The 15007-nt window shown below is 42.9% G+C and carries 8 protein-coding genes, 1 rRNA gene and 2 riboswitches; all 9 genes read right to left on the reverse strand.

Going from position 1 to position 15007, the window contains the following annotated elements; translation table 11 throughout:
* A 16S ribosomal RNA gene (locus tag ACRRQV_RS13535) occupies positions 1–321 on the reverse strand; the annotation flags it as partial.
* Between the two features lie 748 nt (positions 322–1069).
* Positions 1070–2407 carry an NCS2 family permease gene (locus tag ACRRQV_RS13540; RefSeq protein WP_432531733.1) on the reverse strand — a complete coding sequence of 446 codons (1338 nt, stop codon included), beginning with the start codon at positions 2405–2407 and terminating at the stop codon, positions 1070–1072.
* 122 nt (positions 2408–2529) lie between these two features.
* Positions 2530–2631, reverse strand: a riboswitch (purine riboswitch).
* 181 nt (positions 2632–2812) lie between these two features.
* Positions 2813–4351 (reverse strand): glutamine-hydrolyzing GMP synthase, encoded by a 1539-nt coding sequence (gene guaA, locus ACRRQV_RS13545; RefSeq protein ID WP_432531735.1) that lies wholly within the window; start codon positions 4349–4351, stop codon positions 2813–2815.
* Between the two features lie 126 nt (positions 4352–4477).
* Positions 4478–4579: riboswitch (purine riboswitch) on the reverse strand.
* A 32-nt stretch (positions 4580–4611) separates the two neighbouring features.
* Positions 4612–6798, reverse strand: coding sequence for a transglutaminase TgpA family protein (locus tag ACRRQV_RS13550; protein WP_432531737.1), 2187 nt, complete (start codon positions 6796–6798; stop codon positions 4612–4614).
* The gene (locus ACRRQV_RS13555) at positions 6795–8009 is read right to left on the reverse strand and encodes a DUF58 domain-containing protein (RefSeq protein WP_432531739.1); all 1215 of its coding nucleotides are present in this window, start codon (positions 8007–8009) and stop codon (positions 6795–6797) included. Before ACRRQV_RS13555 ends, ACRRQV_RS13550 begins: the two co-directional genes overlap by 4 nt.
* Positions 8006–8956: an AAA family ATPase gene (locus tag ACRRQV_RS13560; RefSeq protein WP_432531741.1), complete on the reverse strand. Its 951-nt coding sequence runs from the start codon at positions 8954–8956 to the stop codon at positions 8006–8008. The genes ACRRQV_RS13555 and ACRRQV_RS13560 overlap by 4 nt, the downstream gene beginning before the upstream one ends.
* Positions 8957–9114: 158 nt before the next feature.
* Positions 9115–9942, reverse strand: coding sequence for an ammonia-dependent NAD(+) synthetase (nadE, locus tag ACRRQV_RS13565; RefSeq protein ID WP_432531743.1), 828 nt, complete (start codon positions 9940–9942; stop codon positions 9115–9117).
* A gap of 12 nt (positions 9943–9954) precedes the next feature.
* The gene (locus ACRRQV_RS13570) at positions 9955–11424 is read right to left on the reverse strand and encodes a nicotinate phosphoribosyltransferase (protein WP_432531745.1); all 1470 of its coding nucleotides are present in this window, start codon (positions 11422–11424) and stop codon (positions 9955–9957) included.
* A 521-nt stretch (positions 11425–11945) separates the two neighbouring features.
* Positions 11946–14948 (reverse strand): EAL domain-containing protein, encoded by a 3003-nt coding sequence (locus tag ACRRQV_RS13575; protein ID WP_432531747.1) that lies wholly within the window; start codon positions 14946–14948, stop codon positions 11946–11948.
* Between the last annotated feature and the right edge of the window lie 59 nt (positions 14949–15007).

Here is a 15007-nt window from a genome sequence, read left to right on the forward strand (position 1 = left end):
TGTGGCCGATCACCCTCTCAGGTCGGCTACGCATCGTCGCCTTGGTGGGCCGTTACCCCACCAACTAGCTAATGCGCCGCGGGCCCATCCTGCAGTGACAGCCGAAACCGTCTTTCCGTAAAGCCTCAGGAGAGGCTCTAAACTATTCGGTATTAGCACCGGTTTCCCGGAGTTATCCCGATCTGCAGGGCAGGTTGCCCACGTGTTACTCACCCGTCCGCCGCTAAATCAAAGGAGCAAGCTCCTTCGATTCCGCTCGACTTGCATGTATTAGGCACGCCGCCAGCGTTCGTCCTGAGCCAGGATCAAACTCTCCATTATAGAAGCTTGATTGCTCATGCTGGCACAAGAACCGTTTCGAAAAACGCGTTCTTGCTTGATCTGGGTAACCCCTGATCAGTAATTGTTTGCTCCGGCCGTTTTGCGCGACCTTCGCAGAAATCCGTTTCTCGCGACAAGCGCTTGAAACGTCTTTTGTTGACGTTTTGCTGTTCAGTTTTCAAGGTTCATCATTTCAGGTTGCTTAATTAGCAACTTTATCAATATACCCTAAATCGAATTTGATGTCAACAATTTAATTCTTGTTTTCACCATTTCATTTTGGGGACAGTTATAAATATATCAGCCTTCATTAAACCTGTCAACACTTTAGAGAAAAATAATATAACGAATAAAAAGTTATTAATTTCGCTACTGTTTTTATTATAACAGAATATTCTAAAATTAAAATTACAAAAGTGTTACAAAAATGAAAGGGAGATTTTTCTTTACATTGCATCTGCTTCCGTTTTAAGGTTCCCTTCGCCTTACCCTCCTCCCAATCTGCTTGATTATCTTTTTCTTCTATATAAACTGCATTAAAGAAACCAGCTCTTCAACACCCCTTTAAATATTTCCTTACCGCTGGTGTTGGATAATTATTACGAAGCTTGCTTCGAGATACAAAAGGCATTGAAGCGCTATGCAAGTATCTGCGAGTATCGATACCGCTTGGAGGACAGAAAAAGTGTGAGCCATCCAAATCTTAGCCCAAATAAAAAACCCGCCAATATATTGGCGGGTTAACTATTTAAATTAAGAAGATAAAATACAAAACAAAAATTACAAACAATCCGTACATGATCGGATGAACTTGCTTTGCTTTGCCAGCGGTAATCATCGTTATTGGATAGAAGATAAAACCGATGGCAATTCCTGTTGCTATACTGTAGCCAAGAGGCATCGTAATCATTGTCAAGAAGGCTGGAACTGCAATTTCAAATTTCGTCCAATCGATTTGGCCTAAAGCTGAAACCATTAGCACTCCAACAATAATCAAGGCTGGGGCTGTTACTGCGCTTGTAATAACTTCTAATAAGGGATAGAACAAAATAGATACCAGGAAAAGCACTCCTGTAACAACTGCGGCAAATCCAGAACGCGCTCCTGCTGCCACCCCTGCACTTGATTCAATATAAGTATTTGTGGTGGACGTTCCAAAGATTGCCCCGCCTACTGTAGCGATTGCATCTGCAAGCAAGGCTTTACCGGCTCGAGGAAGCTTGCCATCTTTCAATAGTTTCGCTTGATTTGCTATAGCCACCAATGTACCAGCTGTGTCGAAAAAACCGACAAAAAGAAAAGTTAAAACGACTATTAGAAATTCTATATTCACCAGTGAAGCTGGGTCATTTAGAATCGGTTCGAGTGCTACGCCAAATGTTGGCGCAATGCTCGGAACACTGAAATCGACAATGGCACTTGGAAGATTAACGACGTTGAAGATCATTCCAACGATAGCAGCTCCCAACATCCCAAAGAAGATTCCGCCTTTAACACGTCTTACCATTAAAATTACTGTAACAAATAATCCAAAGATGGCAAGCAATGTTGCGCTGGCAGATAAATCACCAAGCCCAACCATAGTAGCAGGGTTTGCGACAATAATTCCGGCATTTTGTAAACCAATGAAAGTGATATACAACCCGATTCCTGCTCCCACTGCTAGTTTCAAATCCATCGGAATGGCATTAATGATTGTTTCACGAATCCCCGACAATGAAAGTACAATAAAAATAATGCCAGAAACCAAAACTCCTGTTAACGCTGTTTGCCAAGGAATGCCGTAAGTTAAAATTACCGTATAAGCAAAAAATGCATTTAAACCCATTCCTGGAGCGAGCGCAATTGGATACTTGGCAATTATACCCATCAAAAAACATCCGACTGCAGCGGCTAAGGCAGTCGCAATAAATACCGAACCATAATCCATTCTTAAGGATGCCTCAAGATCGGGAACCGAATCCAAGGTCAATGTCAATGGATTAACCACTAAAATATACGCCATGGCCAAAAATGTTGTTAAGCCACCAATTATTTCACGGCGATAGTTTGTTCCCAGTTCTTCAAATAGAAAATACTTCTTCATCTTGTTTCCTCCGTGTGTTGTCGCACACATGCCAACAAAAGAAAAAACGCATACAGCCGTTAGCCGTATGCGTTCGATTTAACCTTTCGATACTTAACAGCCGAAAGGCATCCACTTCTTTTCAAAGAAGGGATAAAAATCGTAGTCGAGTCATTTACGGTAACTCGGTAGAAACTTTCGGGCCATATTCCCGACATTATACGACAACGTTATTTAATTTCTTCTGTAGAATAACACCTTTCACCTTTTTAAACAACAAAAAACACGAACAATAAAAAAAAATCCCTATTTAAAGTTCGTGAATTTTCTATAAATATTGTATTTCCTTAAAATATAGGCACTTGTTTCTTTTCGGAAAAAAATCCCTTCTGACCAAGTCAGAAAGGATTTTTTTGTTGATTTGTTTTATTCCCATTCGATTGTTGCTGGTGGCTTGCTCGTAATGTCGTAGAGCACACGGTTGATATGCTGTACTTCATTGACTAGGCGAACGCTGATTTTCTCCAGCACGTCCCATGGAATCCGCGCCCAATCTGATGTCATGCCGTCAATCGACGTAACTGCACGAATGCCGATGGCGTAATCATAAGTACGGGCATCACCCATAACACCGACGCTGCGGATATCTGGAAGCACGGTGAAGTATTGCCAAACATCACGGTCCAGTCCGGCTTTTTTGATTTCGTCACGTAAAATCCAGTCGCTTTCACGAACGATTTCCAATTTTTCTTCAGTGATCGCACCCATGATGCGAATGCCAAGGCCAGGGCCTGGGAATGGCTGGCGCCAAACAATTTCATCCGGCATGCCCAGTTCGGTTCCAAGGGCGCGGACTTCGTCTTTGAACAATGTATTCAACGGCTCAATCAACTTGAATTGCATATCTTCCGGCAAACCGCCTACATTGTGGTGGGATTTGATCGTCTGCGCAGTGGTTGTGCCGCTTTCGATAATGTCCGTATACAATGTGCCTTGCGCCAAGAAGTCCATGCCTTCCAATTTAGAAGCTTCATCGTCGAAAACATAAATAAATTCGTTTCCGATGATTTTACGTTTTGTTTCCGGATCGCTGACGCCTTCAAGTTTTTTCATAAACCGTTCACGCGCATCAATTTTAATGACATTCATGTGGAAACCATCTGCAAAAGTTTTCATGACGCTTTCAGCTTCTCCTTTTCGGAGAAGTCCGTGGTCAACAAACATACAAGTCAATTGATCACCAATCGCTTTATGGATCAATACCGCTACTACTGAAGAGTCCACGCCGCCGCTAAGCGCACAAAGAACTTTTTTGTCGCCCACTTCTTCGCGGATTCGTTCAATTTCAAGCTCAATGTAGTTTTCCATTGACCAGTCAGCACTTAAGCCGCAAACGTCGAATACGAATTGGCGTAGCAGTTCGTTGCCGTAAATCGAGTGGCGAACTTCTGGGTGGAATTGGACGCCGTAGAAGTTGCGGCTTTCATCGGCCATCGCTGCAATTGGGCAGCCTGCACTTGTGCCTACTACATCAAATCCTGGCGGTGCTGCTGTTACTAAGTCGCCATGGCTCATCCAGACAATTTGTTCTTGAGGCAATCCGTTAAACAAAGTTGTCTCTTTAGTCAATTGAAGTTCAGCTTTTCCGTATTCACGGTTTTGCGCTTTTTCCACTTTCCCTTTCAAGTGCAGCGCCATTAACTGCATGCCGTAGCAAATGCCTAAAATCGGAAGGCCCATTTCAAAAATAGCATCATCTACAGAGAAAGCATTTTTATCGTAAACAGAATTTGGTCCGCCGGAAAAGATGATTCCAGTTGCGTTCATATCTTTGATTTCTTCGGCTGTTACGGTATGTGGATGCAATTCGCTGTAAACACCGATTTCACGAATGCGCCGCGTAATCAATTGATTGTATTGGCTGCCGAAATCTAAAACGACAATTTTCTTTTGTTCTTTTAACATTGGACTCACTGGCACTGCCTTCACCTCTTCTATTCAAATAAGTTCCCAAAATAACAAAAGAACGCGAAAATAAGACCTCGCGTTCTCCTGCTCTACATCAAAAAAGTGAATGCGCATGCCAAAAAAGCATGCAGCATCCACCTTCATAGTCAAGTCATTTCCGGGGACTTGGTAGAGACATCCGATCCATATCATCGGACATATATGAGGGCACTTGTAAATTATAATTTTCTCAATTGTACAAGCTAGACCGCTCAAAATCAACCGCTTGTGCGATTGATTAAATTTTCCCAACTTTCCTTCAGTTCATGCCAATTCACTCTATCTGCCCTGCCGCCATATACGGACTGCTCATAAGCGGATGTTAAACGGGACATTTCGTGCGTTCCAAAAAACGAATCAATATAGGCGGCATACGACTTAAGCGTCTGGCCTTCTTTTCGTTTAATGCCGTAAAGGTCCAGCTGTTTCAACAATCGCAAATACGCTTTTTCGAACGTTTGGCTGCTGCCATGTTTCGAACGATAGTAAGGAATGAGCAATTTCGGCATCCATTTGTTCCGTACTTTGTACATAATAGTGGATAACAAGGCCAATCCAATCAGGATCCAAATAATTTTTCCGCTATTGTCTGATAGAAAAGTCGACAGCCGGCTTGCCAATGAAGGGCCAGAATCCTTGTTTGCCGCTTCATCTGCTTGAGGCTCTTCTGGTTCAAGAGGATCCGGACGATCTGGCTTTTCCACCTCTTCCAGTGCTTCGCTGTCCGTTTCCAAGTCGAAATCGATATCTGATGCACCGGTAAAGCCAATTGTCGGCTCAAATAGCATCCATCCAACTCCCGGCATATACGCTTCTACCCAGGAATGGGCGTTATTGTTGGTAATTTCGTATACATCCGGGCCGCCTTGGGAATTCAATAATTCGCCTTCATTAAATCCCTTTACCCAGCGCGCTGGAATATCCAGGCTCCGCAGCAAAACAACCATTGAAGTCGAAAAGTTATCGCAATACCCGCGTTTGGTTTCGAATAAAAACTGATCCACGTAATCTTGACCTTCTTCAGGAACCGGAATATCCGTCTGACTGTATTGGAAACTGCCATTGTTAAAATAGCGTTCAACGGCCCGGGTTTTATCGTAAATGCTGTCGGATCCAGCAGTTATTTCCATTGCCAAATCTCGAACGCGCTGCGGCAATTCTGCCGGCAGCTGCACGTAGCGGTCATACTCAGCAGGCAATTCCTCCAGATCCGCTTCGGATGTTTCTTGCAGCGCCGTCAAACTAAACGTTGGTTTGGCAAATTCAATTTCATACATTTGGGGTTCGAAAACTTCTCCTTCCAAGAAGGTTTCAAACCGCTGATCCGCTGTATCATATTGGTAATTCGGCCGTTCATGCATTTGAAACGATTCGGTTCCGTATGGATATAGAACAAATGGAAAACCTTCTTCCATCGTCAGCAAAGCCGTTTGCTTTTCTTCCGGATCTCCAGGAAGAAACTCTGTCTCTACCGTTTCATCGTTGCTGTAAACCATTCGTTCCCCGATATTTTCGGTCAGCTCCCAGCCTTTGGATGTGTAAATGTCTTTCGACTCCACTTTCCAATATTGGCCCGTTTCCACTTCCGCCCGAAAGACCGGCGTATCGTCTCCTATAAACGAACCGCCCAGCTGAGAATCATCTACCCCGTAGCCAATTCTCCCGACCGAGCCAGGACCGCTTCCCCCTTCTCCGGAAAACGATGTAATATAAGGAACGGGATCAGGCCAAATGGGACCTGCTTTCGGCAAATAAAGCGCGATTGCCGTCGACCCTGCCACCATGAGGAAAAGCGGGATGACAAAACCGGCTAGTTTATCAGTCCTAACCGGAATGCGATGGGTTTCGATCCATCTGACCAAATGCAGCAGTCCAGCAAGCATTAATCCTATGACCATAATCCGGATAATTGCGGTATCTCCTTCATATGGGCTGAACGTATCCAATACGGCAATAAACACCACGGTCAATAAATAAAACAAAAAGATGCTTAAACGGAAGCTTACCCAGTAATGAATCAAATAAACAGCCATCCATAACAGCGAGAAGAACAAGACAGTTCTAAACACATCTGTTGTTTCAGCCCAATTTTGGGAAGTTAACGCGAGCAAGTTGGCCGTAGCATCCGACCAAATAAAAGCAATCGCCTTTCTTGTAAAAAACAAACTGCCTGTATAGACATAAGCAATAAACCACGCAATATAAAGAAGTTTTACAGGACCCGAAACCCACCAAGGCACTTTCAACAAAGCCATTAACAATCCAAGTCCAATAAATATAAGAAAAAGCGATTTATGGCCGGTATCTGTCAAAGTCATTACTGGAGTCAGCCATTCCGCCAACATCAAAAATACCAGCACATATAGAACCGCCATAAATACTTTGTTTTTTCGAATGGAATTCAATTTCGGCTCACCTCCGTAAACACAGTTGCAAAATTCTCAGGGCCGACTCGTTTCACGATAAATCCTTTTGAACGTGCAAATTGATGAACGGCTTCATCTTCTTCCGAAAAATGTTCACCTTTTTCCATAACTACCAGGCACATGCATTGATTTAAGTGCTTGACGTTCCGCTGGATACTGGTCACCATGTCTACCGTCAGTTTGCTTGTCACATACAAAAGACTCGACGCTTTCATATGAAGCAAGTCTTCATTCATCACTTCATCTGCTGGCCGCTCTAAATCCGCTTGGACTTTTGCCAAATGATACATGACTCGCTGCAGATGTTCTTCCGTTTGGATAACCGGAAAATACTCGCGTGTTTTGCCAACTGACAAATAAGCGACGCTTGAATTGGAACGGACGATAGCTTGCAATACAGAAGCAACCAGTTCTACTTGCACTTCGAATTTTTCGGAAGGCATCCGGTCTTCAAGTAAAAATAAATCCTGTGATTGCCGATCTTCAAACTCTTTCGTCCGCATCGTTTGCGTACGGGCAAATGATTTCCAATGAATCCATGAAACCCGGTCTCCCGGGTGGTAATCCCGGATGCCCGTAGCTGTCGTTGTATCTTTAACCAGTGTAAATGGGGCCGCCATTGCGCCCTGGTCATACCGTGCCTCAATTGGACGATACGCCATTTCAACTGCGTTTGGATAAACAAGGACCGTTTGCCTTAAAGGCAGCAGCTTAGTTTTTTTCACCCAGCCGAAAAAATCAGCGATTTCTATTTGAACGCCTTCAAAAACATGCTCCCCCCTGGGCATGTTTTCAATTTCATACGTCCAGGAGTAGTTTTTCCTAAAACCTGGAACGATCATGTTTTTGCGGTCATCTTCAATTCGTTTTCGCAAAGCGACTGAATTTGTGTTTTCACTTAGGACGGTATAAAGCAACGGAAAAGGAAATGAGCGGCGAATGTCTATCGTTGCCGAAAACCTGCCGCCTTTTCGAATATTGGCAGTATGAATTTTTCGGGACATCTGTATATCTTGAAGTGGATAGAACGTGAGCAATAAGGAGTAGAGAGCAAAAGGAAGAGCCATGTAAAAAATGAACCAGCTAACAAAGCCCCCTTGAAACATCGCAAATGAAAATGTTAATACAAGAATGAACAGCACGAAAAGAAGCCGTCCCCATAAAGCAAGGAAATTTTTTATTTGAATCATTGGCTGACATACCTTTGAACCGGCACGCGGGTTTTCGCCAAAATCCGATCGGTGATTTCCTCAGTAGTTACACCATCATACCGGGCTTCTGATCGAAGCATGATGCGATGGCCGAATACGAATTTTGCTAAATGCTGGACATCGTCAGGTGTTACAAAATCACGGCCTTTCAGCAAAGCATATGCTTGGGAAGCTTTCATTAAAGCAATCGAACCACGCGGGCTCACACCTAAATAGACATAGGGCTCTACACGCGTCTGCCGCGCTAATTCTACGATATAGCTGCGAATGGTTTCGTCCACTTTCACCAGTTTCGACTGCTCTTGAAGATCGAGCAATTCTTCCAATGAGATGACGGATTGCAGATCTTCAATTGGCGGTGAAATCTGGGAGCGGTTCAACACTTCCATTTCTTCTTTCGAAGAAGGGTATCCCATTTTTATTTTCAGTAAAAAGCGGTCCAGCTGTGCTTCCGGCAACGGGTAGGTGCCTTCATATTCAATCGGGTTTTGAGTCGCCATAACAAAAAATGGTTTCGGAATTTGCATCGTGACGCCATCAATCGTTACCGAAGCCTCCTCCATTGCTTCTAGAAGAGATGATTGGGTTTTTGGAGAAGTCCGGTTGATTTCATCGGCTAGAACGATATTCCCCATAATCGGCCCTGGCCTAAAATGAAATTCCATGTCTTTCGGGTTGTAAATCGAAACACCAATTACATCAGAAGGAAGAAGGTCAGGCGTAAACTGAATGCGCTTAAAATCCGCTCCGACTGATTTGGCCAATGCTCTAACCAACATGGTTTTCCCTACACCAGGTACATCTTCCAGCAAAACGTGGCCATGAGAAAGCATGGCTACTATGCTTAGCTCTGCAATATTCCGTTTGCCGATAATTACTTTTTCTATATTATCAATCACTTTGTCCAAGCGGTCTTTTGCCTTCATTCTGAATTCCTCCATCACGTGATAATAGCAGTTTGCAAATTGTCACATTATTTCACTAAGCATAACGAATTCCGTTGCAGAACTCAACTGTATGGCACTTAAAATCAATTTTTTCCAAATAAAAACAGAGCCTTGGAAAAAGGCTCTGCATTCATCGTTTATTTCCAAAAATCATCAAAAACCGTAATTGGCAGATGGCGCTTATGCTGGGTTTTTAAAAAATAGCCCTCAAGCTTTTCACGTGCATCTTCCGGTATTTTTTTGCCTTCTAAATAATCATCGATCATGTCATACGTCAATCCTAAAGCCACTTCATCTGGAATCCCCGGTTTATCGGCTTCTAAGTCAGCTGTCGGGATTTTCATGTAAAGGTGTTCGGGACTTCCGAGCTCTTTCAACATCGAACGTCCTTGGCGCTTGTTCAAACGGAAGAGCGGCGTTAAATCAGCAGCGCCGTCCCCAAATTTTGTGTAGAAGCCGGTAATCGCTTCAGCCGCATGGTCAGTGCCGAGCACAACCAAACCTTGCGTCGCGGCAATTGAGAATTGAACTTTCATCCGCTCGCGCGCTTTTTCGTTGCCTTTCGCAAAATCACTTAACGTGATGCCCGCTGCAACCAAGGCTCGTTCACTGGCATCTACCGCTTCTTTGATGTTTACGGTGAAGACTTTTGTCGGTTTAATAAAATCGATGGCATCTTGTGCATCGTGTTCATCAAACTGTTCGCCGTACGGCAAGCGCACTGCATAAAAGCCATATTTGGATTCTCCGGTTTCGGCGTTCAATTCGTCGACTGCCATTTGGGCCAGCTTTCCTACAAGCGTTGAATCTTGTCCGCCGGAAATGCCAAGCACAAATCCATTTAAAAAAGAATGCTTTGTTAAATAACTTTTCAAAAATGAAATCGTTTTAGCAATTTCGTCTTTCGGATTAATAGCAGGCTGCACTTTTAAATCATCGATAATTTGCTGTTGCAACGTCGTCATGCCGTTTCCCCCTCAGTCACCTGAATATTGATGAATCGAATCTCTGACTTCTTGAATATTGCGCATTTTGTTATCCCAGCATTTTTGGCTTAAATCAACCGGGTATTCTTCCGGATTCAAGGAACGTTTGTATTCATCCCATAGCAAGTCCAAGCTTTTTTTCGCATGTTTTTGCATCGCTTCTAGCGGCGGGTTCTCGTAAATCACTTCGCCGTTTTTGACGACTTGCTGGTGAATATCCACCGCTTCAAAGTTTGTTACGAACTTTGATACGTACGTATGAACCGGATGAAACATTTTCAAGCGTTTTTCAGAAGCTGGATCTTCATCGTACATCGCGATGTAATCCCCTTCTGATTTACCATTTTCCCTATCGATAATGCGATAAACTTTTTTCAAACCAGGAGTCGTCACTTTTTCAGCGTTTCCGGAAATTTTGATGGTGTCTTCCATTTCGCCATGGTCGTTTTCAATCGCCACCAGTTTATAAACTGCACCGAGTGCCGGCTGATCGTAAGCGGTAATCAGCTTCGTCCCGATTCCCCATGAATCGACTCGCGCTCCTTGCGCTTTTAAGTTTAAGATGGTGTACTCATCCAAATCATTAGACACCACAATCTGGGTATTCGGAAAACCTGCTTCATCCAGCATTTTACGGGCTTCTTTTGACAAGAAAGCGATGTCTCCGCTATCTAAACGAATGCCCAGGAAATTGATTTTATCGCCCAACTCTTTCGCCACTTGAATGGCGATTGGCAAGCCTGATTTCAAGGTATCATATGTATCGACTAGAAATACGCAGTCTTTATGGCGTTTCGCATATGAATGGAAAGCTTCGTATTCATTTTTATAGGCTTGGACTAAGGAATGCGCATGCGTCCCTGCTACCGGAATGCCAAATTTTTTGCCAGCACGGACGTTGCTCGTCGCTTCAAGGCCGCCGATATAAGCGGCGCGCGTTCCCCAAACCGCAGCATCCATTTCCTGAGCGCGGCGCGTTCCAAACTCCATGACGCGTTCGTCTTTGACGATTTGCTTGATGCGGCTCGCTTTTGTCGCTATCAAAGTTTGATAATTGACGATATTGAGAAGTGCCGTCTCAATCAATTGCCCTTCCACTAAAGGCGCCTCAATGCGGATAAGCGGTTCATTTTGAAAAACAAGTTCGCCTTCGACTACTGAATAGACATTGCCCGTGAAGCGAACCGTTTTTAAATACTCCAAAAAATCTTCCTTATACCCAACTTCTTTCCTTAAGTAGTCAAGATCCGTATCGGAAAAACGGAAATTCCGTAAATAATCCAAAACCCGCTCAAGCCCTGCAAATATCGCATAGCCGTTGCCGAAAGGAAGTTTCCGGAAAAATAATTCAAAAACAGCTTTCCGCTCATGCATTCCATCAGCCCAGTATGCTTCTGTCATATTAATTTGGTATAAATCGGTATGTAATGCCATGCTATCGTCATTGTATTCTTTTTGCATCCGAATCTCACCTTCCGCCATCATTAATGAGTCCAATTATACACTAGTAGAGAAAATTCATTAAATGAAATCCCTATTTCTTCTATAATAATAAAAGAAAATAGTCCTTTCTATAAGAAACGTTTGACTCCTTATCAAAAACCTGTTATAATTATAAAGTTAACATTAAGGTAGCATATAAAAGAATTTTGATATTCTGGCATTCTACGTAAAGTTTTTGAGAATACTTATTCACACTGGCGCGATTTGAGGATCGCAAGGACGTAAAAGAAGGTAGGGTTTACGTTGCTTAAGTTAGAAAGCATCCAGTGGAATTATGACCGCGGCACTGAAAGATAACCCTTTCTATGGAAATGATCCCCGTTTGTTCGGGTTGAAAAATTGAGTCGAAATTATTTTATGTTGCCTTACAAATCAAAGGGGCGTCCTCCCATCGAGGACGCCCCTTTTCCAATTCCATCTTTGCTTCTATATAAAAAAGCTGCCCGATTTCGGATACCGAAACGGGCAGCTTCTTTTTATTAGTTTTTCAAAACCCACTCTTTATTCCATAGTTGCTCCAAATGGTCCGGCGGATAAGGGCGGCTGTAAAAATAGCCTTGGCCAATGACATTAAATACTTTAAGCGCTTCTGATTGATCTTTTGTTTCAATTCCTTCAATCACCACATCGGTATGCAAGCTTTTTCCAACTTCAATAATTGCCGTTAAAATCGACATATTGCGCTGGTTGTCCAACACTTCATCAATTAACGATTTATCGATTTTTAACGTATCAATTTCAACATTTTTAATGACGTTCAACGAAGAATACCCTGCACCAAAGTCATCAATGGCTATTTTAATACCGAGTCTTTTCAAGTCCTCTATCAGTTTTGAGGATTCCTCAATATTCAGCATAACGCTTTCCGTAATTTCGATTTCAAAAGAAGACGGATCGACTTTTTGCTGCGCCAAAATGCCTCTTACTTTTTTACTGAAATTGTGGTCTTTGAATTGGCGGGCGGAAACGTTGACCGAGATCTTCACTTTCCGGAACCCTTTGCTTTCCCATTCTTTCATTTGCCGGCACGCCTCTTCAATTACCCACTCGCCAATCGGCACAATGAGGCCCGTCTCTTCGGCCATCGGGATAAACTCAGCCGGAGAAATCACGCCAATACCGGAATGCCAGCGAATCAATGCCTCTAAGCCAATCAAGCGGCCTGTCTGCAAATCAATCTGCGGCTGGTAGTATAATTGGAACTCCTGCAACTCAATCGCTTTTCTTAAGGCATTTTCCAATTGCAATTTCCGTGTGATTTGGCTGTTCAAATCTTCCGTGAAGAACTGGAAATTGTTCTTCCCTTTTTCTTTGGCGGAGTACATGGCAATATCGGCATGGCGTATCAACATTTCGTCATTACTTGTGCATTCCGAAAGCATGCTGATTCCAATGCTTAACGTCGTCAAAATTTCATGGTCAAAGAGGAAAATCGGACGATTCATTTCCCTTAAAATCCGATCTGCCAGTTCGGCTACTTCTTCCGTCGAAATATCTTCTATCAGAACAATGAATTCATCGCCGCCCAGGCGTGAAATCTTATCCTGTTCGCGCAGACATGCACTGAGCCGTTTTGAAACTAGGCGTAAAAACAAATCCCCGCCATGATGCCCTAATAAATCATTGATGCTTTTAAAATCATCAAAGTCGATCAACAACATGGCAATGGAATGATTTTGGCTTTTGGCTTTTTGGACCATTTCACTGACATTGTTGTAAAACCAATGACGGTTAGGCAACCCCGTCAAATGGTCCGTAAATGCCAATTCTTGAATTTTCTTTTGCGTTTGTTTTTTTTCGGTCACATTACGAACGATAGAAAAAGCGCCGTCCACTTTCCCTTGTTTTTTAATCGGTACAGCACTGACATCTACTTCGATCAAATTGCCGAATCTATCGATGAGCTTTTGGTCAACATACAGAGAGTTGCCTTTTTTTACTTTCAAAAAAGACTTATAGACACTTTTCACATCATCTAAAATAAGGGATGGATATGACATGCCGTATAACTCTTCTTTTGAGTATTGAATCAATTCTTCCGCTTTTTTGTTGACGTTTTTGAAAGATCCATCCAATGCGATTTCAAAAACAGCATCCAAGTTATGATCAAACAACGAGCGATATTTTTCTTCATTCTCTTCCAGCAACTGAAGGGCTTGTTTTTCACTTGAAATGTCTTTGGCAATGCCAAAAACACCGGTTATTTCACCGTCTACCATAATCGGCAAATTGGTGATATCCAACGGAATCGGATGCCCCTTTTTATGAACGCCAACAATTTCATAATTTTGCGGTTGCCCCTGCAGCGCTTGTTCAAAATGCAACCACGATAACGCAATGTTTTCTTTTGAAATCACTTTATCAAAGCTCATCGTAATAAATTCATTTTCCGTATAACCAAGAATCGCTGTTATGGACCGGTTCACATTGGTAATGCATCCTTCTCGGTCCACAGAATAAACAATGTCCGGGTTGTATTCAAACAAAGACAAATAAAGCTGTTGGCTTTCTATCAATTCTTTTCTTGTCTTTTTTTGTTCAGTGACGTCTCTTAAAATAAGTTGGATTGCTGGTTTCCCATCAAATTCAATGCCAATCCCACTAATTTCGACGTCCATATAATTCCCATCGGGTGTCGCAACTTTTTCTTCTAACGGCTTTCCTTTCAAGCCGTTCTTCATATCTTGTATGCGCTCTTGGACAAGCTTTTGAAACTTAGGATGAACATAATCCGTTATGGATTTACCAATAAACTCATTTTTGTCTGTCCGTTTGATCATTTTCAGACATGCTTCATTTACAAAAACAATTTCTTTTCCGCTATGGATGACAATGGCTTCAGGAGAAGCTTCGATAGTTCTCCGAAAACGTTCTTCGCTTTCTTGCATTTTCGTTAATAAAACCCGTTCAGTTTGGATGGATTGAAAATCCAGAAAAGCGGAAAAAATAGCCACTGCCAAAATGATCAACACGCCCATGGTCGTAATCAATGCCATTGTTTCGTTATGAATTCCCGAAGGCAATTCTCCTGAAATCCGGGCAGGATGGACAACGGCTTTTACACCCAAATAATGAACGATCGAAATGGCAGCGCCTAGCAGAGCTGCTCCAGCCCATCGTGCACCGAACGAGCTATGCGGATTTTTTCCGAAGAACACCATTAAAGCTAGTGCACAAAATCCAACGGCAATTATTATGGACAAGATAAAGTAGAAAGGTTTAAACTCCATGCCAGCCTGCCCTAGTTGAGAGTAAATCCCGATATAATGCATCAGAGCGATAGCTAACCCCAAAATGACCCCACTGGCAAAACGCCTCTTTTTACAGAACGGCGCGTAAACTAAAGCAGCAAAAGCCCCCCACGAAGCGATTGTTGCTGCACCATAAGACAGAAACAATAAGAGGGGATCGTAACTTAACGGCGAATTATGCTGAAAAGCCATTAGCCCAATAAAATGCATCGAAAAAATGCCAGCCCCCATAATAAATGAAGCCGAAAAAGTTCTGATGGCTTTTTTCTTTGTAGGAAACTCCACAATTC

The organism is Planococcus sp. YIM B11945 (assembly GCF_050864155.1).
Taxonomy (GTDB): domain Bacteria; phylum Bacillota; class Bacilli; order Bacillales_A; family Planococcaceae; genus Planococcus.